The organism is Brucella anthropi (assembly GCF_046630315.1).
Lineage (GTDB): Bacteria > Pseudomonadota > Alphaproteobacteria > Rhizobiales > Rhizobiaceae > Brucella > Brucella anthropi_A.
Genome location: NZ_LQBD01000033.1, coordinates 43860 through 68523, shown reverse-complemented (window position 1 = coordinate 68523; position 24664 = coordinate 43860). Strand labels below are relative to the sequence as shown.

Sequence of the window (24664 nt, the reverse complement as noted above, 5' to 3'; positions counted from 1 at the left end):
GTCAATCGTTGTTCGTGTCCTCATCGGATACAGCATAAGGGTCGGGAATGGCAAGAGCATGAAGGATTTCACGCTCGCGCGCCTCCATCACATCCGCTTCCTCATCGGTTTCATGATCGTAGCCCAAAAGGTGCAAAAAGCCATGCACGATGAGATGCGTGAGGTGATTTTCGAGCGGCTTGCCCTCTTCACGGGCTTCGCGCTCCACGGTTTCGCGCGCGATGATGATGTCGCCAAGCATCGGTCCCGGCTGCGAGCCGGCCTTCACCGGAAAGGCCGGAAAGGACAGAACATTGGTCGGCTTGTCCTTGCCGCGCCATTCGGCGTTCAGGGTCTGGATAGAGGCGTCGTCGGTGAAAACCACGCTCAGTTCGCTTTTGGCGTCCCGGAGACCCAGATTGCTCCAGGCGGCTTGAACCGATTTGCCCACGAGACTTTCAAGGCTCGCTTCATCCGGCCAATTGCCGGCTTCGATCATGATATCGATGTGGATCGCGTTATTTGACACGTTATGCGGCGGTCGCCTTTCAGCAGACCGCATCGTCCTTTCAATTGTAAGAAAGCTGCCTGCCAAAAAGGCAGACAGCATTATTTAAATCGTGATTCCAACAGGCAATTGCAAGATCATTCCGAACGCGCATGCTGTTTGCCGTCGCGGTCGTAAGCGCCGACAATGGCCGCCACCAGCGGATGACGCACAACGTCCTTCTCCGTGAAGCGCACCTTGATGACGCCTTCCACATCGTCCAGCACGCGAAGCGCCTCGACCAGCCCGGATTTCTGGCCGGGCGGCAGGTCGATCTGGCTCGGATCGCCGGTCACGATCATGCGCGACCCTTCGCCAAGGCGCGTCAGGAACATTTTCATCTGCATGGATGTCGTGTTCTGCGCTTCATCGAGAATCACCGCAGAATGCGCCAGCGTGCGTCCGCGCATGAAGGCAAGCGGCGCGATCTCGATCACGCCCGCCGTAATGGCGCGTTCAACCTTTTCCGCCGGCATCATGTCGTAAAGCGCATCGTAAAGCGGGCGCAGATAGGGATCGACCTTTTCCTTCATGTCGCCGGGCAGGAAGCCCAGACGTTCGCCCGCCTCGACAGCCGGACGCGAGAGGATAATGCGCTCGACAAGGCCCCGCTCCAGAAGCATGGCCGCATGGGCTACGGCAAGATAGGTCTTGCCGGTGCCGGCGGGACCGACGCCGAACACCAGTTCCGACCGGTCGAGCGCACGCATATAGGCATCCTGCGTCGGCGTGCGGGCGAAGATCGTCTTCTTGCGCGTGGAAATCTGGGCAGCGGAAAGCTTTCCCTTGTTTTCCATCGTCGGCAAGGTGAGCTGGTCGTCGGCGGCAATCGCCATGCGCAGCGCGCCGTCCACATCGGACACCGTCAGCTCATGGCCCTTCTGCAATGTTTCATAGAGATGGTCGAGCGCGCGGCGCGCCTGTTCGGTTGCGGTCGGCTCGCCCCTTATCGAAAGCTGGTTGCCCTTCGAGCGAACGTCCACACCCAGCTTCTGCTCGATCCGCGCCAGATTTTCATCGAACTGGCCGTAAAGCGCGCTGGCGAGGCGGTTATTGTCGAAGGTGAGCACGATATGGGCCATATCCGAGGCCCCGGTCGTCGGGCTTTTTTGTGTTTGATTGGTTGGCTTGGCAGATTTCAGCTTTTCCGTAGCGCTCAACCGTATCTCCTTAAGGCACAATCCTGAAAAGTTGCAGACTTCTCAGACCAGATTATGCGTGAACACGGACCGTCCACGCATTGCAATCACAGTCTCGACAGGATTACCGGCAAGCGACTCAAGACGCCGAAATTTTCTGCCTCGGCATCATCATGCCTTCAGGCCAGTTTTTGCGCAATAAGGCTGTTGGTGCCCGTGGACACGATTTTCACATGAATGATGTCGCCGATCCGGTCCCCGTTGTCATCGATGATGACAGGCAGGAGCCATGGCGAGCGGCCCACCATCTGACCGGCCTCGCGACCGGGCTTCTCCAGAAGCACATCCATCGCGCGCCCGATCATCGAATCCTGGAACGCATATTGCTGTTCCGACAGCAGCGCCTGAAGGCGCTGGAGGCGCTCGTCCTTCACCGGCTCCGCGACGTGATCGTCAAGATCGGCGCCGGGCGTTCCGGGGCGCGGCGAATATTTGAACGAATAGGCCTGCGCGTAATGAACCTCGCGCACGAGCCGCATCGTATCCTCGAAATCCTGATCGGTTTCGCCGGGAAAACCGACGATGAAATCACCCGAAAGCGCCATATCCGGGCGCACCTCGCGGATGCGCTCGATCAGGCGCAGATATTCGTCCGCCTTGTGACGGCGGTTCATCGCCTTCAAGATCCGGTCGGAACCGGACTGCACCGGCAGATGCAGATAGGGCATCAGTTGCCGCAGGTCGCGATGCGCGGCAATCAGGCTGTCATCCATGTCGCGCGGGTGGCTGGTCGTGTAGCGCAGACGCGCAATGCCGGGAATGCGCGCAAGGCGGAACAGCAATTCGCCGAGGCCCCATTCGCGACCATCATCGCCTTCGCCATGCCAGGCATTGACATTCTGGCCAAGCAGGGTCAGCTCGCGCACACCGCTATCGGCAAGGCGTTCTGCCTCCGTCACGATCTGCTTCACACTGCGCGAGACTTCCGAGCCGCGCGTATAGGGCACCACGCAGAAGGTGCAGAACTTGTCGCAGCCTTCCTGCACGGTGAGGAAGGCGGAAACACCGCGCTTGCGGGTCTCCTCGCGCTTCGGTGCCGGAAGATGCTCAAACTTGTCTTCAATGGCGTAATCGGTCTCGACCACCTTCTCGCCGCCGCGCACCCGCGCCAGCGCATGAGGCAGGCGATGATAGGTCTGCGGGCCGATGACGAGATCGACATTCGGCGCGCGGCGCAATATTTCCTGCCCTTCGGCCTGCGCGACGCAACCCGCGACGCCAATGGTCAATTCCTTGCCATTCGCTTCACGCGCATCCTTCATCTTGCGCAGGCGGCCCAGCGCGGAATAGAGCTTTTCCGACGCCTTCTCGCGAATATGGCAGGTGTTGAGCAGAACCAGATCGGCATCGTCCGGAGTGTCGGTCGCGACATAGCCTTCCGCAGCGAGGCTGTCGGCCATGCGCTGGCTGTCATAGACATTCATCTGGCAGCCATAGGTCTTCACGAAAACCTTGCGCGTATTGGCGCGCGGGCTCGTTTCCTGTGCCGTTTTCGGTTCAATCTGGGTCGTGTTGTCGCTCATGCGGGGCTATCTACAGCTTTTGCCGCCATTTTGGAAGGTGACAATCTGCTCAGCTTTTCAAGCTTCCGGGATTTCCCGTCCAAGCAGCGCGCTTTGCAACAGCGCCCTTACCCGATTTTCCATCGTGCGGGCGAGCGCCTTGCGGTCCGTCTCCGCCGTGACAAGGACGGGTTCGCCGAAGCGTACCTCCACATCGATCGCGCCTTCGCGCAGAATGCCCTTCAGATGCGGCATCAGCTCGACGTCGCCCGGCCATGAGGCAAGTGGGCGGTGATAGCGCCCCATGGCCATGCCATGCACGCCCGTATAAGCAATCGCCACCGGCTGCACCACGACCTCCGGCACGCCCGCCTCACGGATTGCCGCGTGCGCTGCGCCGAAAAGCGCGGTCTTGAATGGCAGCACCCGATTGCCATCCGATGTGGTGCCTTCGGCAAAAAGCACCATTGCATCGCCTGCAATCAGCCGGTTGGCGATTTCGGAAGTCTGGCGGGCGGTTTTGCCGCGCCGTTCGCGCTCCACGAAAACCGTGCGCTGCAACACGGCGAACATGCCGAAAACCGGCCAGTCCCGCACCTCGGATTTGGCAATGAACGACACCTGCCCCACCGCCGAAAGGATGACGATATCGCTCCATGACGTATGGTTGGAAACAAGGAGAAGCGGACGCCCCTCATGCAATTTGCCGACCGTCCTGATGCGGAAGCCGAACAGGCGCGCGACAACGCGATGGAAGAAATTGGGCAGGCGGCGCTTCCAGCCGTTCTTCAGCTTCAGGAACAGATATTGAAACGGGATCAGCGACAGGCTGAGCGCGACCATGGCCGCGACAACCAGAAATATCCTGATCGCGCCGATCATTGAGGCCTCTTCAGGTCGCGCCGCAGGATCAGCGCCGCCGAACGACCGTTCGCCGTTTCGTAATAAGCGGGACGGTCGCCGACTTTCTGGAAGCCGAGGCGGCGATAAAGCGCCTGTGCCGCGATATTGACCTCATCTACTTCCAGAAACAGCGTTTCGGCGCGCTCCTGATAGAGATGGCGCAGCACGGCATCCATCAGCATGCGCCCGACACCCTGCCGCTGCACATCGCGCGAGACGGCAATCGTCAGGATTTCCGCTTCTCCCGCCACAAGACGCGCCAGCACAAAGCCACAGGCATCATTTGGCTTGCCTTCCGCACGGGCAACGAAGCCGAAAACCGTATCCTGCGCGATCAGTGACCTGAGATCGTCGGAACTCCAGCCATGATGAAAAGCGACCGCGTGGATGCGCTGGATCGCGTGACTGTCCTGGGCACGCAATGGCTCCACCGAAACCTGTCTGCGACCGAAACGGCCGAACGGCAAGCCCATCATCGGCTATTCTCCGTCAGCCTTGCGCGCCAGCGCGAAGCCGACCTGCGGCTTTGCATCCGGTCCGCGCATATAAAGCGGCTTCGGCGCATCGCCCGGCTCCCGCAGGCCCGCCAGACGCGCATAGATACCGATTTTCGCCGTGGGCTCCTCAGGGCCAAGCGCGAGACGGCCGCCGGTTGCTTCGTTGATCGCGGAGGCGGCGGAACCTGCAAGAACGGTATTTTCCGCTTGAGACGCTGCAAGGACTTCCGCTTCTTCCCGCGACAGAACCAGAGGCTTTGCGCCTGGCAGGCCCTTTGCATCGAATGCCTGCGCATAAATCTCGCCGCGATGCGCGTCGAGAAGGACCAGCACCGGCTGTTCCGGCAAGGTGAGATGCGTTTGCGCGGCGAGCGCCTCGAAGGCTGTGATCCCTATGGCAGGAATGCCCAGCGCCAGCGCGAAACCACGCGCCGCCGAGACACCGATACGAACGCCGGTAAACGATCCCGGCCCTATATTGACCGCCACCCGATCCATGTCGCGCAGCGACAGTTTCGCTTGCAGCAGCGCGCGCTCGACATAGTCCATCAACACTTCCGCATGTCCCTTGCCGATATTTTCACTCCTGTCGGCAAGCACGACATCGCCATCGGAGTTATAGACGGCAACGGAACACCACGAAGCGGCAGTATCAAGCGCAAGTATCTTCATGCGAACCGGGTAAATCAGATTTTGCGTCGCGACAAGTCGAGTCTTGGCCAAGTCTTGTCCAAAGGCCGGATCAAGTCCGGTTTTTCACCCTTCCGGCGGAACAAAAAACGCAGGCCTGCGTTTTCCTCGCGGGTGCGGGAACGTTTCTCCGTCGTCTTGACGGCAACAAAGTCCCATCTGGCAACGAACCTCATAAGGATCTGGCGGGTTCGTTTACGTTTGGAACCGCTGCCCGCCGACTGCGAGCGGCGTCCTCCAGCCGCTTCCAAGCCCAGATTGAGCAAAAGGATATGAGGATACAATGTCCAAGAAGTCGATGCATGCAACCCGCAACGATCTTCCTTCCAATACGAAGACGACAATGATCGCGCTGCTTAATGAAAATCTGGCCGCGACAATCGATCTTGCCCTCATCACCAAACAGGCGCACTGGAACCTCAAGGGGCCGCAATTCATCGCCGTTCACGAAATGCTCGATGGCTTCCGCACCGATCTCGACAACCATGTCGATACTATTGCCGAGCGTGCCGTGCAGATCGGCGGGACAGCCTATGGCACCACGCAGGTCGTGGCGAAGGAAACCAAGCTGAAGCCTTACCCGACCGACATCTATGCCGTTCACGATCATCTGCTGGCGCTGATCGAGCGTTATGGCGATGTTGCCAATCTCTTGCGCCAGTCGATCAAGGATGCGGACGACGCGGGCGATGACGATACGGCAGATATTTTCACCGCCGCATCGCGCAGCCTCGACAAGGCCCTATGGTTCCTTGAGGCCCATGTTCAGGAAAAGAACTAACCTCGAAGAGGCAGTGAAAAGGCCGGGAAAGCCCCGGCCTTTCTGTTGCGCGATGATCAGTTTGCCCATTCACCGCCGCGCATCACCGGCTCGCGGGTTCCGTCCGCATTGATGCCATCGACGTCGATTTCGCCCGAACCGATCATCCAGTCGATATGGATCAGGCTCGAATTGCCGCCCTGCGCCCTGATCTGTTCCGGCGTCAGCTTTGCGCCATCGATGAAACACTTGGAATAGCACTGGCCAAGCGCAATGTGGCTTGCGGCATTTTCATCGAACAGGGTGTTGTAGAACAGAAGTCCGCTCTGCGAGATCGGCGAGGAATGCGGCACCAGCGCCACTTCGCCCAGACGACGTGCGCCCTCATCCGTATCCAGCACCTTGTTGAGAACTTCTTCGCCGCGGCTCGCCTTTGCCTCGACAATGCGTCCGCCTTGAAAGCGAACCGCAATATTCTCGATCAGCGTGCCCTGATGAGACAGCGGCTTGGTGCTCGTCACATGACCCTCGACACGCAGCGCATGCGGCGTGGTGAACACTTCCTCCGTCGGAATGTTGGGATTGCAGGTAATGCCGTTTTTCGCCGTGGATGCGCCGCCGTGCCATTCGTGCCCATCGGCAAGGCCCACGGTCAGATCGGTGTTCGGCCCCTTGAAATGCAAGGCGCTGTAGGCCTTGCCGTTCAGAAGGCGGGTGCGGGTGCGAAGCGCTGCATTGTGCGCGGCCCAGGCCCCGACCGGATCGTCGACATCGACGCGCGAAGCCGCGAAGATCGCATCGGCCAGTTTGCGGGTGGCGACATCTTCCGGTTCATCTGGAAACATCAGCTTCGCCCAATCCGGATTGGGATAGGACACGATATTCCAGTTGATGTCGAAACCGGCGATTTTTTCGAGCGCCGGCTGATAGGCCTTCGAATTGGCGCGGTTGGCGCGTGACACCCTGGCCGGGTTCTGGCTGGAAAGAAGCATCGGATTATCGGCTGCGATGGCCAGGCGCGCAGCCCCATCCGAATAGGCCCTTGCCATGCCTTCATAAAGCCAGTTCGCCGCGCGGTCGAAGCTCGCATCGGATGCGTTCTCGTAACGGGCAAGCGTCAATTCGTCATCCGCGAAAAAGGGCGTTACCAGTCCGGCCCCGGCCTTGTAGGCATGTTTGGCGATGAGACGCACCAGCGGCAGGGCGACGACCGGCGCGGTAATCACCAGATCCTGCCCTTCGCGAAGCTGCAAGCCAACGCGAACCGCGACTTCCGCCAGACGCTCGAGTTTCACCGGATCGATAACAGCTTCGAAAGAATTGTTGAGCATATATTGACAAGCCTCCATAATTTAGTTCACTTATTAAACGAAACAAACGCAATTGCCAGCAATAAAATAGCAATTCCAATACAAATGGATTTTTATATATATTTGATTGTAAACTTCCTCAGGAGTAATCATGAACATTAGATTATTTTTAATCTTATTCTCTTCTTCTGTAATTTCCGGATGCGCAACACAAACTTCTGCTCAACTGCGCGCCATCGATCAAAACGCCTGTCGCAATGCAGGATTTGAACCGAAGACGGCCACATTCACGAAGTGCCTCAAGAAGCGGGACCTGCAGCGCGCCATCGACAAGCGCATCTGGCAGGATGACCAGAATATCAAGGAAGGCCTCCCCCTGCCTTATCCGCCGTTCTGATGCGACTGAAACAGTCCCGATCCCAAACAGGGTCGCTTTACCAGCAAATCAGTGGCACTATTCCACTACTGGATATAATCTCGCAACCCTCTTTCGGTGCGGGCAGCCATATCAAGAAAGCAACGGCAATGAAGTGGAAAGCACTCTTCTTACTGGGCATTACCAGTCTTCTTGCCGGCTGCGTAACCATGACGCCAGAACAGCGCCGCGCAGCCGACGAACAGACTTGCCGCAGCTATGGTTTCAAGGCCAGAACCGACGCATTCGCCAATTGCCTCATGCGGCTCGATCTCGATCGCAGAGCCGACCGCCGCGCCTGGCAGAACCAGGTCGATTTCTATGACACGCCGATGGTTATCTATCGGCCTTGAAGCTCAAGCGGACATACCGGCACTCAGCCGCAAAACAAAAACGCCGGTCTGGATAAAACAGACCGGCGTTTCAGATTGTCTGGACGTGATGCCGTCTTACAGCGGTGCTTCCGGTCTGTCCTGAGACAGAAGAAGCGCGCCGATGGCGTCAACCTGTTTCTGGCTTGCCGGGGCATAGCCGAGCGATGTCGTCTGCGGCGCAGTCGTATCGAACTGCGGCTGGTAGGAGGCCATCTGCACATGCTGCTCCTGCTGGGAAGCAGGCACACCACGATGACGCGCCAGACGATCGCCACGGGCCTGCGGGCCCGCACCTGAGTTCTGTTCGACGCCTTGGGCCTTTGCAGCTTCGGCGAGCGCCATCTGAACGGTCGGCTCCGTCCCCGGAACCGGGCCGATCTGCGGCAGGGTCACGTCATAGGATGGATCTTGAGGAACGGAAGGCGATTGCGGCGAATAGGCGAGAGCAAGATTATATGGTTCCTGCGGGACCGGATTCTGCAGCGAGCCGTCGCGATTGCGCTTTTCGTAGAAGGAGTTGCCCCCGGCAACGAGCACATAATGCATGTTGTTATAGGGGAATTTCAGGCCCGCCGTGTGGAAGAACATGGCGTTTTTGAGCTTGGGATGACGCTCCCCCTTCAGAACCGCATCGGCGGCAGCCTGAACATCGGGCAGCGCCTTGGAATTCATCTGACGGGTGAGAACGCCGGGCGCAAACTGGTTTTTCTGGCCCACAACACCACAAATCGTATCCGGATACCGGCCGGAGGCGAGCCTGTTCATGACAACCGTTCCAACGGCCAGAAGGCCATCGGAACTGGACCGGTTCGATTCGAAGAACATCGCACGTTCAAGGCATTCCCTGTCGCGGGCGGTGTAGGTGTAGGTCTTCACGCCATTGACGGTCTTGACGTGGCTTGCCGCCGCCTTTCCCGAACTGGCCTTTTCCGAGGTTCCGGTCGTGGTACAACCTGTCACCACGAATGGCGCAACCACAAGCCCGATCAGAGCGGGCAATTTCCACTTCGCGGCGCGCGTCAATGGCTCAATCTCATGTTAGGACCCTTAACTGATCCAGTCATTCATTCAGGCCGCGCATCTGGAACGATGTGCCGCGAATGTCTGACTGCGGTGCAAGTCAAAGAGGACGAAGATCAAAAACTCACGCCCTACTGTCGCTCAATCGAATTCAAGGTTTTGGAATTTTTAGGCCAAAAAAAGGCGAAGGGTCAAATCCCAACAATGCTGACGACGCCTGAAATGTGCGAAAGCAAAACCGAATCGAGAGTGCGAATATGCCTACAAGCCCTTTAAATATATTAACAATTCCTTAACGAAGATTATCAATTCAGATAAGGTATTGATTTAACGGGATTCAAAATCCAGCAATACACGCCATATCGCTGCCTTAATTCACCTTTGCTTGCGCATTTTTTGCATGCACATTCCTGCTGTTTCAGATGATCTGCGGAATTTCTCTTGTGAGAGGGTTCCGTTGCGCTTCGTCAACTTTGGAAACAAAGCTGTAACATCGCGTGAAATTGGGGATTGAAGGCCGATTCCGGTCGTAAAGTTGCGAATCGGGCGCGCCTGATCTTTTGCTTCGCAAACCTTCGCCGCCAGCAAAAACGGCCCGCCACGGGAAGCGTGACGAGCCGGACAAGTTCATTGCCTGGCATCGCGAACGATCAACCGAAAGAATAACCGGCGCCGCGAACGGTGCGGATCGGATCGAGCGCGCGACCGACATTGATTGCCTTGCGCAGCCGCCCGACATGGACATCCACCGTGCGATCATCCACGTAGATGTCTGGACCCCAGACGCCATCGAGAAGCTGGCTGCGCGAGAAGACACGGCCCGGCGACATCATGAAATATTCGAGCAGGCGGAATTCCGTCGGTCCAAGACGGACTTCCTTTTCCTTGCGGTAGACGCGATGCTGCTGGCGATCGAGAACAAGATCGCCCACTTTCAGCACATGCGATAGAATGCTCGGATTGGACCGGCGCAGCATCGCCTTGACGCGCGCCAGAAGCTCCGGCGTGGAAAACGGCTTTACGACATAATCGTCAGCGCCGACGCTCAGGCCCCGGACACGTTCGCTTTCCTCGCCGCGCGCCGTCAGCATGATGATGGGCAGGCGTTCCGTTTCCGGCCATTGACGCAGGCGGCGGCAAAGCTCGATGCCCGATACACCCGGCAGCATCCAGTCCAGGATGAGCAGGTCCGGCACGTTCTCGCGCAGGGCTATTTCGGCCTCGTCGCCGCGCAGCATTGTATCGACCTGATAGCCCTCTGCCTCGAGATTGTAGCGAAGCAGAACGCTCAGTGCCTCTTCGTCTTCCACCACAGCGATTTTGGGTGCCTGTGACATCCGGTATTTTCCTATCCAGATTTGGCGGACGGTGGATACAATCCCCCCAGTCGACCGCGTGCCGCCGCGCTATACACTCATTCCAAGCCGCCGGAACGAAGTCCGGTCGACCGCAGTTCAGGGTTTACGCGCCTCATCCACGACAATACCGTGGCTCAGGTCTTCCTTGGGTCGCTCAGCCGGCATTTGCAGGCCAGTCACGATATAATAAACGGTCTCCGCGATGTTGGTCGCGTGATCGCCGATGCGCTCGATATTCTTCGCGCAGAACAGAAGATGCGTGCAGGCGGAAATATTGCGCGGATCTTCCATCATGTAAGTCAACAACTCGCGGAACAGCGAGGTGTACATCGCGTCGATCTCGTCATCGCGGTCGCGAACGACATTGATCTGCTGCACCGAGCGCGACGCATAGGCATCGAGCACATCCTTGAGCTGGGTCAGCGCGAGTTCGGCCAGTGTTTCGAGCCCGCGATAAAGCTTTACCGGCTGGCGCGATTCCGAAACAGCGGCAACGCGCTTGGCAATGTTCTTGCCCAGATCGCCCACGCGCTCCAGATCGGCAGAGATGCGGATCGAGCCGATGATCTCGCGCAGGTCCACAGCCATGGGCTGGCGCTTGGCGATGATCATCACGGCCTTGTCGTCGATCTCGCGTTCGCTGGCGTCGAGGATGAGATCGTCGGAAATGACGCGCTGTGCGAGCGCATTGTCCGCATTGACGATAGCGGCGACCGATTGTTCGACCATACGTTCCGCATGTCCGCCCATTTCGGCGATCTTATGGGTGAGAAACTTCAATTCCTCATCGTAGGAGCGAACTGTATGCTGAGACGGCATAGTAGACCTCGTAATATAAATTGCGGGGAAGCCGCACTGTCTATCTCTTGATTGCAGTTCCGGATCAGCCGAAGCGTCCGGTGATATAGTCCTGCGTGCGCTTTTCGGTCGGCGCGGTGAACATGGTTTCCGTGTCGCCCACTTCGACCAGATTGCCGAGGTGGAACATGGCGGTGCGCTGCGAAACGCGCGCGGCCTGCTGCATGGAGTGGGTGACGATCACGATCGTATAGTTCTGGCGCAGTTCATCGATCAGCTCTTCCACCTTTGCGGTTGCAATCGGGTCGAGCGCCGAGCACGGTTCGTCCATGAGGATGACTTCCGGGCTGACCGCAATCGCACGTGCAATGCAAAGGCGCTGCTGCTGGCCGCCGGAAAGACCGGTGCCCGCATCGTGCAGACGGTCCTTCACCTCTTCGAACAGGCTGGCCTTCTGGAGGCTCGTCACGACGATTTCTTCCAGATCGGCCTTGGTGCGGGCCAGACCATGAATGCGCGGGCCATAGGCGACGTTTTCATAGATCGACTTTGGAAACGGATTGGGCTTCTGGAACACCATGCCAACGCGGGCGCGCAGCTCGACGACATCGATCTTCGGATCGTAGATGTCCTCATTGTCGAGCGTGATCCTGCCGCCGACCTTGCAGCCTTCGATCGTATCGTTCATGCGGTTGAGCGACCGCAGGAAGGTGGACTTGCCGCAACCGGAAGGACCGATCAGCGCCGTGACCATCTTTTCCTGGATATCCAGATCGACATCGAACAGAGCCTGCTTCTCGCCATAAAACACGCAGACCTTGTCGCCGCGCATCTTTATGGAATTGGCGTTGGCGTTCATTTTTTCTCCTACGGCTTTCTCGAGAGATCGTTCAGTCATCAGATTCATAGCTTTCGACTCCCGTTTACCAGCGGCGCTCGAAGCGGCGGCGCAGAATGATTGCAGCAATATTCATCACGGCAAGGAACAGAAGCAGGACGATGATAGCGCCTGATGTGCGTTCCACAAAGGCGCGTTCTGCTTCATTGGCCCACATATAGATCTGCACCGGCAAGGCGGTTGACGGGTCCATCGGCGTCGACGGTACATCGGCAACGAAGGCCACCATGCCGATCAGGAGAAGCGGCGCGGTTTCACCCAGCGCATGGGCAAGGCCGATGATCGTGCCCGTCAGGATGCCGGGAGCGGCGAGCGGCAGGACATGATGGAACACCATCTGCGTTTTCGATGCGCCGAGGCCAAGAGCTGCCGCGCGGATGGAAGGCGGCACGGCGCGAAGGGCGGCGCGCGTCGCGATGATGATGGTGGGAAGCGTCATCAGCGTCAGCACCAGGCCACCGACCAGCGACGCGGAACGCGGCAGGCCGAAGAAGTTGATGAAAACCGCAAGCCCGAGCAGGCCGAACACGATGGACGGAACCGCCGCCAGATTGTTGATGTTCACCTCGATCATGTCGGTGAAGCGGTTCTTCCTGGCGAACTCTTCCAGATAGATCGAAGCGGCAACGCCGATCGGCAGCGACAGGCCGAGAACGATCAGCATCATGTAGAACGAACCGACCAGCGCGACGCCAAGACCGGAGGTTTCCGGACGGCTGGAGGCACCGAAGGTGAAGAGGCCGGTATTAAAGGCCTCCTTCATGACGCCTTCATCCGAAAGCGTCTTCATCCAGCCGACCTGACGGTCCGAAACCTTGCGGCTTGTCTCGGGCACGGAAAGATCGATCTGCCCCTTGAAGGCGGAATCGATATCGGCACCGGCCAGAACCGGAACGGTCTGCGTCGTGCCGATGAGCGCGGGATTGTCCATCACCATCTTGCGCAACTGAAGGCGCACGCCATCGGAATAAAAGCGGCCCAGATCGCGCATGGCCGGACGGTCGGTCTTGGCCACACCCAGCTTTTCGGCCAGCGCATTGCGCACCAGCAGCGGATAATTGGCGGTGATGAGCACATTCGGATCGGTCGCGCGCTTGTTGCCCGGATCGATCACCTTTTCTTCAAGCTTCACCGGCAGATAAAGCGTGGTCTGCCAGAAGGCCGTATAACCCTTGGAAAAGACCGAGAACAGGAGCGCGCACAGGAAGAACACGCCGATGGCAATCGCGGCGATGCCATAGTAGCGGAAGCGGCGTTCGGCAGCGTAGCGGCGTTTCAGTCCGATATCGCGGCGTGCGGGCTGTGCCGTCGTGCCGCTGGCGTTGAAGGTCGTATCGGTCATTATTCGTACTGCTCCCGGTACTTGCGCACGATGTGGAGCGCAAAAATGTTCATGATCAGCGTCAAGACGAAAAGCGTGATGCCGAGCGCAAAAGCCACCAGCGTCTGCGGCGAATTGAACTCAAGGTCGCCGGTGAGCTGGTTGACGATCTTCACCGTGATGGTGGTCATCGCCTCGAATGGATTGATGTTGATGCGCGCCGCAACGCCTGCCGCCAGAACCACGATCATGGTTTCGCCGATGGCGCGGGACGCAGTCATCAAAAGCGCGCCGACAATGCCTGGCAGAGCGGCCGGAAGCACGACACGCTTGATGGTTTCGGAGCGGGTCGCGCCAAGGCCGAGCGAACCATCACGCAATGCGCGCGGCACGGCGGTGATGATGTCGTCGGAAAGCGACGACACGAAGGGGATCAACATCACACCCATGACAAGACCGGCGGTCAGGACGCTCTGTGCCATGATGAAGCCCTGACCGCCTGCGATGGCAATCGAGAGATCGCGCAGGAAAGGCCCGACCGTCACAAGGGCGAAGAAGCCGTAGACGATGCTGGGAATGCCAGCGAGAAGCTCCAGAACCGGCTTGACGACCGTGCGTACGCGCGGCGATGCATATTCCGCCATATAGATAGCCGAGAACAAGCCGACCGGAACGGCAAACAGCATGGCCACGAGCGCGATATAGAGCGTGCCGGCCAGCAGCGGGATAAGGCCGAACTGGCCTGTCTCGCCACCCGAACCGGCAGCGGCAAAGCGCGGGTCCCAGACGGTGCCGAAGAAGAATTCCCATGGCGAAACGGACTGGAAGAAGCTGATCGTCTGGAACAGCATCGAGCAGATGATGCCAATGGTCGTCAGAATGGCAATGCCGGATGCCGCAATCAGGCCCCATAGAACGATCCGCTCGACATTGTTGCGCGCACGCATGCGCCGGCTGATCGTTGAAAGGCCGAAGATAAGGCCCGCCACGGCGATCACCAGGGAAACGGCCGAACCGATGGTGTGCGTCAGCGCTGTTGCCTTTTTCAGGTAGAGCGCGATCGGCACCATATAGTCCTGGCCTTCGGTGGCGAGCGCCACGCCCTTCGTTGCCAGAACCGCACGGGCATCCTGATAATTCGACGGGAAGCTTTCCAGTTCAGCGGGTGTCAGCCGGTCAAGCCCTTTGGCGAGGCCACGCACCATGCCAAGCTGCAAGCTGCGATTGGTGAAGGAACCCTCCTCTATTGCATCCGGCAAGCGGGCGGTCGCGCTGTGATCGAGATAGACCGAGGTTCCAACAGCCCACACGGCGAGGAACAAAACCGCAGGCAATGCGGAAACGAGGAAAACCCACCAGCCGTGATAATGCGGGCGGGAATGCATTTTCTCTGTCGGCGAGGCTTTTGCGGAAGCAGACTGCGCCTTGTCCAGTGCAACGGCACGCTGGCGGCCTATGAAGAATCCGATCAGCCCGATTGCAACGATACTGACGAGAACCAGAAAGAAGGACATTCAATTTCCCCGGTTGCCCTGATGAATGCGAATGGTGTGAGGTGCAGCTTCCACCCATACCGTTCCACGCGAATGCGCCTGTCATAATGCAAAGGCGCGAAAGGAGAAGAACGCGGAGATGTGTCATCCCCGCGTTCCACAGACTAAAATTTACTTCGCTGCCATCGTCTTGCCTTCGGAGAAGGCGGCGCGCTGTGCTTCACGTTCTGCATCGGGAGCCGGAACCAGACCATATTCGGCGAGCGGGCCGTCAGGACCGATCATCTGGTCGTTCAGGAAGAACTCGACATATTCCTTCAGTCCCGGAATGACGCCGAGATGGGCCTTCTTCACATAGAAGAACAGCGGACGCGACACCGGATATTCGCCCGAAGCGACGGTCTCAGCCGAAGGCGTGACATCGTTGACGGTGGCAACCTTCAGCTTGTCGGCATTGTTTTCGAAGAAATAGAGGCCGAAAACACCAACGCCCGTCTTGTTGGAGTCGATGCGGGCCAGCGTTTCCGCATAATCGCCATCGATGTCGACAGCCTTGCCGTCCTTGCGCACGGCAATGCAGGCGGAAGCGGCAGCCTTGTCGTCGAGACCGGTCTTCTTGATTTCATCCAAAGCGCCGGAGTGCTTGCAGCCGTCGGCGAGAACCTTTTCTTCAAACACTTCGCGGGTGCCGTGCTTTTCACCCGGAATATAGGCAGCAATGTCCCAATCCGGGAGGTCCGGGTTGACCTGGCTCCATTTGGTGTTCGGATTGTCGACCAGCTTGCCGTCAACGACCAGCTTGGCGGCGAGCGCCTTGTAGATGTCTTCCGGCTTCAGCTTCCAGTCCGGGCCCTTGGCATCGGTGGCGAAGACGATGCCGTCATAGCCGAAGCGCACTTCTTGAACGTCCTTGACGCCAGCGTCGATGCACGACTTCAGCTCCGAGTCCTTCATGGCGCGCGATGCATTGGCGATATCGATGGTGTTTTCACCGACGCCCTTGCAGAATTCCTTGATGCCCGCACCCGAGCCGCCCGATTCAACAACCGGCGTCTTGAAGTTAGGGAAGGTTTCTCCGAAGGTCTCGGCAACGATCTTTGCATAAGGCAGAACGGTCGAGGAACCGGCAACCTGAATCTGATCGCGCGCCTGAGCGGCGGAAACCGACATAACGGCAGCGATGGCAAGCGCTGCGGTCGAGGAAATCATCTTGTTCATGAGCTGCGGCTCCTGTTGTAAAAGACACGTGACGATGTGGCGTCGTTAGCCCTCTACGCGCTGTATATTACACTCGTATGACACTAATGTTACAGCTTTGTTGCAAACTGCCAAAGACATGGACGCAGCCGCGAGAGACGCGAAGCCTGCCATCCTGCTCACCCGTTGGGACGGCTCAAGACATAAGCTGCCGAACCCAGCATGAAGACAGTGACGAGCATCGCCAGAGGCAACCCCGGATGTGCCCCCCACCAGAACAGGCCATAGCCGCAGATCATGCCAAGGCAGGCATAGAGCTTTGCCTTGGGTGGAATGGCGCCGCGCTCGCGCCATTTGATGACCAGCGGACCGAAACGCGGATCGGCCAACAGGCGCGCTTCAAGCTTCGGCGATGACCGCGCAAAAAACCAGGCAGCCAAAATGATGAAGATCGTGGTCGGCATGACCGGCAGGAAGGCGCCAATGATGCCAAGCCCCAGCATCAGGAAACCAAGGCAGAAATAGACTATCCGCCTGCTCGCTGAAATTGCGGACGAAGCGGTATCGGTCCTATCTGTTTCCGGCTGATCCTGCATGGCGCTCCATCGTGTGACCCACACGCTTATAGCAGGTATCTCGCGCTTTCGTGGAGGATCAAAGCAGTCAAAGAAATGTCATTCCACCAGCTTTCAACCCCTGTGGATAACTTTTCCGAACCCGGTAATGAATTGTGAAATACAGTCATAAATTGCAATTCGCCTCCGAAATGCCTCATTTCGTCAACTTTGCCGCTCAGGCTGAAAACTTGCCATACAAATAAAAATTGCACCCTGGTTCGTCCGGTCGGGCAGCCGACCAAGCAGCTTTTCTTGCAATCGCCATGGGAAAACAAGGCACAGCAAAAGCGCGCCGTAGATTCCTAACGAATCGTAAACGGATTTACAGAAACAAAACCAAACGTTTCCTAATATTCCTTGGTTATGTTTATGCAATCAAGTAAACAACGCTCAGTATAGGATGATTTTCCCGACGCGATATAGATTCATATATCGCACAATGTTCTCATTCGAACCACGCCAGCGCCACATTTAGATTCCAGTTCGCATTTGTCTTTCTCAGCGACAACTGTGGGACACCCCGTTAACAACTAGTGGATCTGGCATGACTTTCAAGACCCGTATGGCTATGCTTGCCGTTGCGGCAACCGGTCTTCTCGCGGCCACCGCAATCGAGGCTTCAGCACAGCAATGCGGCGGCGCCTCCTGGTACGCCCTCACTTCCCGCACGGCTTCGGGCGAACGCATGAACCCAGCCGGCATGACCGCAGCGCACCGCACCCTGCCGCTTGGCAGCAAGGTCAAGGTTACCAATCAGAAAAACGGCAAGTCGCTTGTCGTGCGCATCAACGATCGCGGCCCCTTCATCAAGGGACGCGTTCTCGACCTGTCAAAAGGTGCCGCAAGCCGTCTCGGCTTCATCGGCGCGGGACACACCAAGGTCTGCTTTACACCGCTTTGAGTTCAGCCGGAGCATTTCCGGCAAAACCGCCTCGAATTTCAGGCGGCATGTCTACCTGCGATCCAGCCGGTCGGTGAACCAGCGCGTCAGCTTGATCCAGACCTCGTCCTTTTCGGCGGCGTCCTCGATCCCGCGTTCAAGATTGGGATTGTCGTTGACCTCGATCACCACCACGCCGTCGTCGGTTTCCTTCAGGTCGACGCCATAGAGTCCGTCGCCAATGCAGCGTGCCGCGCGAAGCCCGGTTTCCAGAACCGCTGGCGGCGCATCGCCCAGCGCATAGGACCGAAACCCGCCTTCCAGCGGCTTGCCGCCCGTATCGTGCTTGACGATCTGCCAGTGGTTCTTGGCCATCATATACTGGCAGATGAAAAGCGGCTTGCCGTCGAGGACGCCGACGCGCCAGTCGAACCTGGTCGGCATATATTTCTGCGCCAGCAGGAGGTCGCTGTCCTCCAGCCATAATGTGGCAAGCGCTTTCAGCTCCTCAAAATCCTTCACCTTCTTCACGCCGCGCGAAAACGACGAATCCGGTATCTTGATGACCATCGGAAAGCCGAGCATATCGGCAGCGCGCTCCAGATCCTCCTCGCCCGCGATCATCACCGTTGGCGGAACCGCCACATCGTTTGCCTGCATCAATTCGTGCAGATAAACCTTGTTGGTGCAGCGGATCATGGAAATAGGATCATCGATCACCGGCATGTTTTCCTGCTGCGCGCGCCGGGCAAAACGATAGGTGTGATTGGAAATCGATGTCGTCTCGCGGATGAACAGGGCGTCATAATTGGCAAGCCGCGGCAGATCCCGCTTGCCAATCGGCTCCACTTCCACGCCGAGCCGCGCCGCGATCCTCGCCCAGTGCTTCAGTGTGGAGACGGTCGATGGCGGCATGGCCTCCTTCGGATCGCACAATGTCGCGAAGGAATAGCGTGCCGGAACCTTGGGGCGTGCGGCGCGCCACTCACGCTGGGTATAGCGATCAAGTGCCTCCTCGAAGCGTTCCTTCTGTGTCTTCGTAAACTTCGCGATATTCGCAAAGCCGATCTTCTGGATTCGCGCCCATTCGCCGGGCTTGATCGTGACTTCCAGCGACGGCGCGCGAAACCAGTCGAAGAGCAGCCGGCCAAAACGCTCAAAATCAGGATTATCGGCAAGCCCGAAATGCACATGGATCGTTTCCGGCGCTTTTTCCGGATGCTTGCCGAGCGCCTTGTTCAACATGTCTTCCAGTTCGGGAATGGCGTTTTCATAAAGCCGCCGTTCCGACAGATCGATCATGGTTTCCACGGAAGGAATGATGCGATGGCCACGCGCCTCAGCCAGAAGCGAAGCGTAATAGCCGCGGCTCTGATAGGCATAGGAGCGTGATAGATTGATGATGCGCGGGCGCAGCTGCCCGTTGAAGAGTGCGGGATGGGCGAGATAATCGCGCGTGGTCATGACCTTGTGCGGCGTCGCCCCATTGTCGATATCCGAGAGGCGCCCTACCAGAATGACGCAGATCGTCATCAGTCCGTCCTTTTTTCCAGAATAACGGCTGCCCTGAGCCCATCGCTGCCGAACCGTGCGATACGGTCGAAAATGTGAAAGGGAACAGGGACATTTGCAGCATCGGCGATGGTTTCGCCGAGCTCTTCCTCCACCCAGGGATCGTGAATGAGAATGTGCCGCCCATCTTCACCATGGGCCAGCACCCAATGCGGCACTTTCTTGCCGAACATATGATAACCGCTGACCAAGACGATCACAGCCGCCCCGCGGCGCAGGGCAGCCAGAATATCGTGCAGCGTGAAACCACGATAATCCACCGGAATGGCATAGGCTTCGGTGCGCTGGCGAAAATCGGTCTGCGCCAGTTGCATGACCTTGCGCTTTTCTTCCGAACGCACCGACTGCAGGAAAAGCATATCCTCGATGGAGACGATGATCGATGCCTTCAGACCACGCTCATGTGCGGCAACGGCAAGCCCGAAAGGTTCGCAACCGCCCGGTCCCGACATCATATAGATCGTCGTCGCATCGCGCCAAAGGCGAACTTCCAGCACGGGATCGAGCTGCATTTCCCGATTGTGCCGGGCAAGCACCATCATCAGACAGGCGGCACCGCAGGTAAAATCGGTTGTCTGTTCGTAATAGGGAAAGGCCGTAACCGGGGAAATGTCGCCGCGAACCGTCTTTTCGAAACGCAGCGCATCCGAATGATCCGCATAGTAATCGAGATAACGTCCGATGGGGCGATAACCGTGCCGCTTGTAGAGCGCGATGGCACGTTCATTATCCTCGCGCACCTCCAGCCGCAGCAATGGACGGTCGTGGTCGTAAGCTGCCGTTTCAGCGGCCTGTAACAAAAGCGATCCGATACCCTTGATTCCGGCCTCCGGATCGACGGCTATGGAATATAGCCGCGCAAGCGCGGTGCCATGACGGAACAGGATCATCGCGTAGCCGATAACGCTCCCATCCACCGTTGCAACGATGGTTTCGGCGGTCGGTCTTGCGATGAGGGCGCGAAATGAGCGGCGGGAAATCCGGTCCGTCTCGAAACAGCGTTCTTCGATGCGCAGGAGCGCATCCATGTCGTCTGCCGTGGCCTTGCGCGTCGTTGCGCCTGTCATCCCTTGGCCTTTGCATTGGGATCGTGACGATCCGGTCGAACACCAACAATTGGCTTATTCGCGGCAAAAGACAAGCGCCCGGACCGTGGCAAAATTATGAGTGGTTTTCACTGCCCGATCGGTTCCGCACAGCCGTTAAATTCAATCAATGCTTGTATTTTTCACGGATGCGCGCGTTAACCATTAATTAAGAAGTCAGGCGAAGCTGAGGCAAACCGAATTGACTCCAGACTGTTTCAGACTTTAACGTTTCGTTAATAAATGAGTAAATGGCGAGAGCCAAAGGGCGTTGAGTATGTTTTGCGTTGTTCGCTCGACCACAAAGATTATGGCAGCCGCCGGTTTCGCGGCTTCGCTGCTGATGGCAAGCTTTGGTGCAAAAGCCGCTTCTGGTGACTTCATGCAGACGGGCAAGCTGACCTCGCAGCCGATCGGACATTACGAATTCTGCAAGCGCGAAGCCAAGGAATGCGGCATCACCAGCCGCGACACTCGCCCGTTGCAGCTCAACCATTCAAACTGGCAGCGCATCGTGGAGATCAATCTTTCGGTCAATGAACGCATCAAGCCGATGACCGATATGGAAATCTACGGCGTTGAGGAATATTGGGCCTATCCGACGACCGTCGGCGACTGCGAAGATTACGTCGTGCTGAAGCAGCGCGAATTGCAGAAAGCCGGCATTCCGATCACCGATCTGCTGATTACCGTCGTTCGCAAGCCGGACGGCGAAGGCCATGCGGTCCTCACCGTCCGCACCGATCGCGGTGACTTCGTTCTCGACAATCTGACGGATGAAGTCATGCGCTGGAACGAGACGGATTACACCTATCTGAAGCGTCAGGCCGCAAACGATACCGGCCGCTGGGTCACGATTGAAGGCCCGGATAATCTGCTCGTCGGCGCGGTGCACTGATATCGAGATTGCCTCATTTGTTTTGAAAATGTCCCGGAATGTGCTATTCATTCCGGGTCTTAAAAGGAGAGGTCGGTGCGGTTAGCCCGATCCCCGTTGCAAAGCGGGTCCTGGCCTTCGCGATTGCTTGCATTCTGGCAGGTGCGTCGTGTCCCTTGACCTTCCACTCCGATGCAATGGTGCGCCGGAGAACAAAAGGTCTTGGTTATGAAACAGCAAATCTCCGTCATCACGCTTGGTATTGCCGATCTGGCGCGCTCGCGTCGCTTCTATGCCGAGGGCTTCGGCTGGGTGCCCGTTTTCGAAAATGAAGAAATCATCTTTTATCAGATGAATGGTTTCGTTCTCGGAACCTTTCTGAAAGCCTCGCTTGAAACCGACATGAACCGCGATGGTCTTCTACAGCCCGGCGCACTTTCTCTTGCGCATAATGTGGACCTGAAAGCGGATGTCACGCCCCTGATGGACCGATTGGTTGGGGCCGGCGGCAAATTGTTGCGGCCGGCCGATGCACCGGCTCATGGTGGTTTTCGCGGCTATGTCGCCGATCCCGACGATCATGCCTGGGAAATTGCCTGGAACCCGGCATGGGCCATCGACGAAAATGGCTTTGTAACATTCGGGATATGAACCTGAAACGGGCGCTATTCGTACAATTTTATGGCCATCTCCGTCATCGGAAGCGAATAGCGCCACGTTGACTGCCAAATCATGGAGCAGTCCCGTTACTACGGTATCGCTGGAAATGCTTATGCTGCGGAAACCAGTCTTTCCGCCCCCATGCGATAGGATATGGCGCTGGCCAGATGGATGCGGCCGACCTTGTCGGCCCCATCCAGATCGGCCAGCGTGCGGGCGACCTTCAGGATGCGATGATAGGCGCGAGCGGAAAAATGCATCTGCTCGCTTGCGTCACGCAAGAGCTTGAGGCCTGCGGCATCGGGCTCGGCGACCGTCTCGATCAGCCTGGCTGAACAATAGGCATTGGTCATGAAGGGTTCCAGACCGAGCGCTTGATAGCGGGCGGCCTGCGTTGCACGGGCGCGGGCGACGCGTTGTGCGACCGTCTCGCTGGTTTCCGATTGGGACGGCTTGATGAGATCGAAAGCGGAGACGGCGGGCATATCCACCCGCAAATCGATACGGTCGAGAAGCGGGCCAGATATACGCGCCTGATAGTCAGCCTGACAGCGTGGGCCGCGTGCGCAAACATGCCCCGGTTCGCCTGCCATACCGCAACGGCAGGGGTTCATGGCGGCAATCAGTTGAAAGCGTGCCGGATAGCTGGTGCGATGATTGACGCGGGCAATGAGACATTCGCCGGTTTCGAGCGGCTGGCGCAGAGAATCCAGCACTTGCGGTGAAAACTCGGGAAATTCGTCCAGAAACAGCACGCCGTTATGCGCAAGCGATACCTCGCCGGGCCTTGCACGCAGCCCGCCGCCAACCATTGCCGCCATGGAGGCTGAATGGTGAGGGGCGCGGAACGGACGGCGATCCGACAGTTTTCCGCCCGAAAGTTCACCTGCAATCGAGGCGATCATCGAAACATCCAGCAATTCGCGCGGAGAAAGGCGGGGCAGAATGGAGGGCAATCGCTGTGCAAGCATGGATTTGCCCGATCCCGGCGGCCCAACAAGCAGCAAATTGTGATTGCCCGCAGCCGCGATTTCAAGCGCTCGCTTTGCGGTTTCCTGCCCCTTGATATCGGCGAGATCGAGTTCCGTTTCACCGGAAATCCGCATGGATGGTTCCGGCCGGGTCAAGACCTGCGTGCCGCGAAAATGGTTGGCAAGGGCGATCAGGCTGCGCGGAGCCAGAATGTCGATGTCAGCACCCGCCCAGGCCGCTTCCGGCCCGCAGGAATGCGGGCAGATGAGCCCTTTTTCTTCCCGGTTCGCCCCGATTGCAGCAGGCAGGACACCTGCCACTGATGTTATCGAACCATCGAGCGAGAGCTCACCCAGAACGAGATAGGACTGGATTGCATCTGCGGGAATAGCGCCGATCGCCGCCATCAGCCCGACGGCAATGGGCAAATCATAGTGCGACCCTTCTTTCGGCAGGTCTGCTGGCGCCAGATTGACCGCCACCCGCTTGGTTGGCATGGAAAGCCCGGAAGCGTGCAATGCTGCCTGCACACGCTCACGGCTTTCCGCCACGGCCTTGTCCGGCAGGCCGACGATGGACATGCCCATCTTGCCCGGCGCAACCATCACCTGCACGTCGACAGGCACAGCCTCTATGCCCTGAAAGGCAACCGTTCCAACCCGCGCGACCATGTGCCCCCGCTCGCCACGCACCACATCTCTCAAGTGAGTAAACACTCAAATACAACTTGAGGAGTTAAGCACGAGCGAGCAACAAGTTCAAGAACGTTAAGAGAACAAATTAACGCTTGGCCTCAACCGCATCCCAGAAGAGGGCTGCGATATCGGTTCCGTCGAAACGCTGGATTTCGCGGATACCGGTCGGAGAGGTGACGTTGATTTCTGTCATATAGTCGCCGATCACATCGATGCCGACCAGAATGAAACCACGCTCCTTCAGCGAAGGGCCAATACGCTCGCAAATCTCACGTTCACGCGGCGTCAGCTTGCTCTGTTCGGCACGCCCGCCAACATGCATGTTTGACCGGGCATCGGTTTCCGACGGTACGCGATTGATTGCGCCGACAGGTTCGCCATCGATCAGGATGATGCGCTTGTCGCCGGCGCGCACGTCCTTCAGATAGCGCTGCGCAATGAACGGCTCCTTGAACAGCTGACCGAACATTTCCAGAAGCGAGGTGAGATTGCGGTCGCCATCAGCCAGATGGAAGACGCCCGCACCGCCATTACCGTAAAGCGGCTTCAAAATGATATCGCCGAATTCGCGCCGGAAATCCATGACTTCCTGCGGGTCTTTGGTGATGAGCGTTTCGGGCATCAGATCAGGAAACTCGGTCACGAAGATTTTTTCGGGACTGTTGCGCACCCAGGCCGGATCGTTGACCACCAGTGTCTTCGGATGAATCCGCTCCAGAAGATGGGTGGTGGTGATGTAGTTCATATCGAAGGGCGGGTCCTGACGCAGAAGCACCACATCCATTTCCGACAGGTCGCGGCGGATCGGCTCACCCAGCGTATAATGGTCGCCCTTGACGTCGCGCACGTCCATCTTTTCCAGACGGGCGGAAACAATGCCATCGCGCATCGAAAGCCGGTCGGGCGTATAATGATAAAGCTCATGACCGCGCTTCTGCGCCTCGAGCGAGAGGGCGAAGGTCGTATCGCCTGCAATATTCACCGTGCTGATATGGTCCATCTGGACCGCGACTTTGAGAGCCATGATTTCCTCGCGATTCGAAGT

General features: G+C 58.0%; 25 protein-coding genes. 6 read left to right on the top strand and 19 right to left on the bottom strand.

The genetic code is table 11. From position 1 onward, the window contains the following. Nucleotide 1: 1 nt before the first annotated feature. The 6 genes from ybeY to tsaB form a co-directional block, all read right to left on the bottom strand. Nucleotides 2-508: an rRNA maturation RNase YbeY gene (gene ybeY, locus AVM02_RS14060; protein WP_411507542.1), complete on the bottom strand. Its 507-nt coding sequence runs from the start codon at nucleotides 506-508 to the stop codon at nucleotides 2-4. Between the two features lie 116 nt (nucleotides 509-624). After that, nucleotides 625-1686, bottom strand: a complete 1062-nt coding sequence (locus AVM02_RS14055) for a PhoH family protein (protein WP_411507541.1) — start codon at nucleotides 1684-1686, stop codon at nucleotides 625-627. Nucleotides 1687-1844: 158 nt separating this feature from the next. Next, the gene (gene miaB / locus AVM02_RS14050) at nucleotides 1845-3248 is read right to left on the bottom strand and encodes a tRNA (N6-isopentenyl adenosine(37)-C2)-methylthiotransferase MiaB (RefSeq protein ID WP_411507540.1); all 1404 of its coding nucleotides are present in this window, start codon (nucleotides 3246-3248) and stop codon (nucleotides 1845-1847) included. A 57-nt stretch (nucleotides 3249-3305) separates the two neighbouring features. After that, a complete protein-coding gene (locus tag AVM02_RS14045; RefSeq protein ID WP_411507539.1) occupies nucleotides 3306-4109 on the bottom strand; it encodes a lysophospholipid acyltransferase family protein in 804 nt (267 codons plus the stop codon). Next, nucleotides 4106-4606, bottom strand: a complete 501-nt coding sequence (rimI, locus tag AVM02_RS14040; protein WP_411507538.1) for a ribosomal protein S18-alanine N-acetyltransferase — start codon at nucleotides 4604-4606, stop codon at nucleotides 4106-4108. The genes AVM02_RS14045 and rimI overlap by 4 nt, the downstream gene beginning before the upstream one ends. Nucleotides 4607-4609: 3 nt before the next feature. Further along, nucleotides 4610-5299, bottom strand: coding sequence for a tRNA (adenosine(37)-N6)-threonylcarbamoyltransferase complex dimerization subunit type 1 TsaB (gene tsaB / locus AVM02_RS14035; RefSeq protein WP_411507682.1), 690 nt, complete (start codon nucleotides 5297-5299; stop codon nucleotides 4610-4612). A gap of 301 nt (nucleotides 5300-5600) precedes the next feature. Between tsaB and dps the strand changes: the two genes are divergently transcribed. Beyond that, nucleotides 5601-6098, top strand: a complete 498-nt coding sequence (gene dps / locus AVM02_RS14030) for a DNA starvation/stationary phase protection protein Dps (protein WP_411507537.1) — start codon at nucleotides 5601-5603, stop codon at nucleotides 6096-6098. A 56-nt stretch (nucleotides 6099-6154) separates the two neighbouring features. On the opposite strand, the gene AVM02_RS14025 is transcribed toward dps, so the two are convergent. Then, entirely contained in the window at nucleotides 6155-7408 is a 1254-nt protein-coding gene (locus AVM02_RS14025) for an aminopeptidase (RefSeq protein WP_411507536.1), read from the bottom strand. 130 nt (nucleotides 7409-7538) lie between these two features. On the opposite strand from AVM02_RS14025, the gene AVM02_RS14020 reads away from it, so the two are divergent. Both AVM02_RS14020 and AVM02_RS14015 read left to right on the top strand, forming a co-directional pair. Further along, the gene (locus AVM02_RS14020) at nucleotides 7539-7784 is read left to right on the top strand and encodes a hypothetical protein (RefSeq protein ID WP_411507535.1); all 246 of its coding nucleotides are present in this window, start codon (nucleotides 7539-7541) and stop codon (nucleotides 7782-7784) included. Nucleotides 7785-7912: 128 nt separating this feature from the next. Further along, nucleotides 7913-8155, top strand: coding sequence for a hypothetical protein (locus AVM02_RS14015; protein ID WP_411507534.1), 243 nt, complete (start codon nucleotides 7913-7915; stop codon nucleotides 8153-8155). A gap of 96 nt (nucleotides 8156-8251) precedes the next feature. Here the strand turns inward: AVM02_RS14015 and AVM02_RS14010 are convergent, their stop codons facing one another. The 8 genes from AVM02_RS14010 to AVM02_RS13975 all read right to left on the bottom strand — a co-directional run bounded on the left by AVM02_RS14010 (nucleotide 8252) and on the right by AVM02_RS13975 (nucleotide 16857). Beyond that, nucleotides 8252-9199 carry a cell wall hydrolase gene (locus tag AVM02_RS14010; RefSeq protein ID WP_411507533.1) on the bottom strand — a complete coding sequence of 316 codons (948 nt, stop codon included), beginning with the start codon at nucleotides 9197-9199 and terminating at the stop codon, nucleotides 8252-8254. A 647-nt stretch (nucleotides 9200-9846) separates the two neighbouring features. After that, nucleotides 9847-10533, bottom strand: a complete 687-nt coding sequence (phoB, locus tag AVM02_RS14005; RefSeq protein WP_006468130.1) for a phosphate regulon transcriptional regulator PhoB — start codon at nucleotides 10531-10533, stop codon at nucleotides 9847-9849. Between the two features lie 117 nt (nucleotides 10534-10650). After that, a complete protein-coding gene (phoU, locus tag AVM02_RS14000) occupies nucleotides 10651-11373 on the bottom strand; it encodes a phosphate signaling complex protein PhoU (protein WP_006468129.1) in 723 nt (240 codons plus the stop codon). 64 nt (nucleotides 11374-11437) lie between these two features. Beyond that, nucleotides 11438-12211 (bottom strand): phosphate ABC transporter ATP-binding protein PstB, encoded by a 774-nt coding sequence (pstB, locus tag AVM02_RS13995; RefSeq protein ID WP_411507532.1) that lies wholly within the window; start codon nucleotides 12209-12211, stop codon nucleotides 11438-11440. Nucleotides 12212-12275: 64 nt separating this feature from the next. Continuing rightward, the gene (pstA, locus tag AVM02_RS13990; protein ID WP_411507531.1) at nucleotides 12276-13592 is read right to left on the bottom strand and encodes a phosphate ABC transporter permease PstA; all 1317 of its coding nucleotides are present in this window, start codon (nucleotides 13590-13592) and stop codon (nucleotides 12276-12278) included. Beyond that, nucleotides 13592-15085, bottom strand: coding sequence for a phosphate ABC transporter permease subunit PstC (gene pstC, locus AVM02_RS13985; RefSeq protein WP_411507530.1), 1494 nt, complete (start codon nucleotides 15083-15085; stop codon nucleotides 13592-13594). The genes pstA and pstC overlap by 1 nt, the downstream gene beginning before the upstream one ends. A gap of 150 nt (nucleotides 15086-15235) precedes the next feature. Continuing rightward, nucleotides 15236-16282, bottom strand: coding sequence for a PstS family phosphate ABC transporter substrate-binding protein (locus AVM02_RS13980; RefSeq protein ID WP_411507529.1), 1047 nt, complete (start codon nucleotides 16280-16282; stop codon nucleotides 15236-15238). Nucleotides 16283-16440: 158 nt separating this feature from the next. After that, complete coding sequence (locus AVM02_RS13975) at nucleotides 16441-16857, bottom strand: YbaN family protein (RefSeq protein WP_411507528.1); 417 nt, start codon at nucleotides 16855-16857, stop codon at nucleotides 16441-16443. A 565-nt stretch (nucleotides 16858-17422) separates the two neighbouring features. Here AVM02_RS13975 and AVM02_RS13970 point away from each other — a divergent pair. Then, nucleotides 17423-17779: a septal ring lytic transglycosylase RlpA family protein gene (locus tag AVM02_RS13970; protein ID WP_411507527.1), complete on the top strand. Its 357-nt coding sequence runs from the start codon at nucleotides 17423-17425 to the stop codon at nucleotides 17777-17779. A 51-nt stretch (nucleotides 17780-17830) separates the two neighbouring features. Here AVM02_RS13970 and AVM02_RS13965 read toward each other — a convergent pair whose 3' ends face one another. After that, a complete protein-coding gene (locus tag AVM02_RS13965; RefSeq protein ID WP_411507526.1) occupies nucleotides 17831-19291 on the bottom strand; it encodes a RimK family protein in 1461 nt (486 codons plus the stop codon). Further along, a complete protein-coding gene (locus AVM02_RS13960; RefSeq protein WP_411507525.1) occupies nucleotides 19291-20397 on the bottom strand; it encodes a peptidase C39 family protein in 1107 nt (368 codons plus the stop codon). The genes AVM02_RS13965 and AVM02_RS13960 overlap by 1 nt, the downstream gene beginning before the upstream one ends. A gap of 295 nt (nucleotides 20398-20692) precedes the next feature. Between AVM02_RS13960 and AVM02_RS13955 the strand changes: the two genes are divergently transcribed. Then, on the top strand, nucleotides 20693-21313 hold the full coding sequence (locus AVM02_RS13955; protein ID WP_411507524.1) for a transglutaminase-like cysteine peptidase: 621 nt from the start codon (nucleotides 20693-20695) through the stop codon (nucleotides 21311-21313). A 207-nt stretch (nucleotides 21314-21520) separates the two neighbouring features. Beyond that, complete coding sequence (locus AVM02_RS13950) at nucleotides 21521-21943, top strand: VOC family protein (RefSeq protein WP_411507523.1); 423 nt, start codon at nucleotides 21521-21523, stop codon at nucleotides 21941-21943. Nucleotides 21944-22062: 119 nt separating this feature from the next. Here AVM02_RS13950 and AVM02_RS13945 read toward each other — a convergent pair whose 3' ends face one another. Then, nucleotides 22063-23595, bottom strand: coding sequence for a YifB family Mg chelatase-like AAA ATPase (locus AVM02_RS13945; protein WP_411507522.1), 1533 nt, complete (start codon nucleotides 23593-23595; stop codon nucleotides 22063-22065). A 109-nt stretch (nucleotides 23596-23704) separates the two neighbouring features. Continuing rightward, nucleotides 23705-24643 (bottom strand): glutathione synthase, encoded by a 939-nt coding sequence (gshB, locus tag AVM02_RS13940; RefSeq protein WP_411507521.1) that lies wholly within the window; start codon nucleotides 24641-24643, stop codon nucleotides 23705-23707. Nucleotides 24644-24664: the final 21 nt, after the last annotated feature.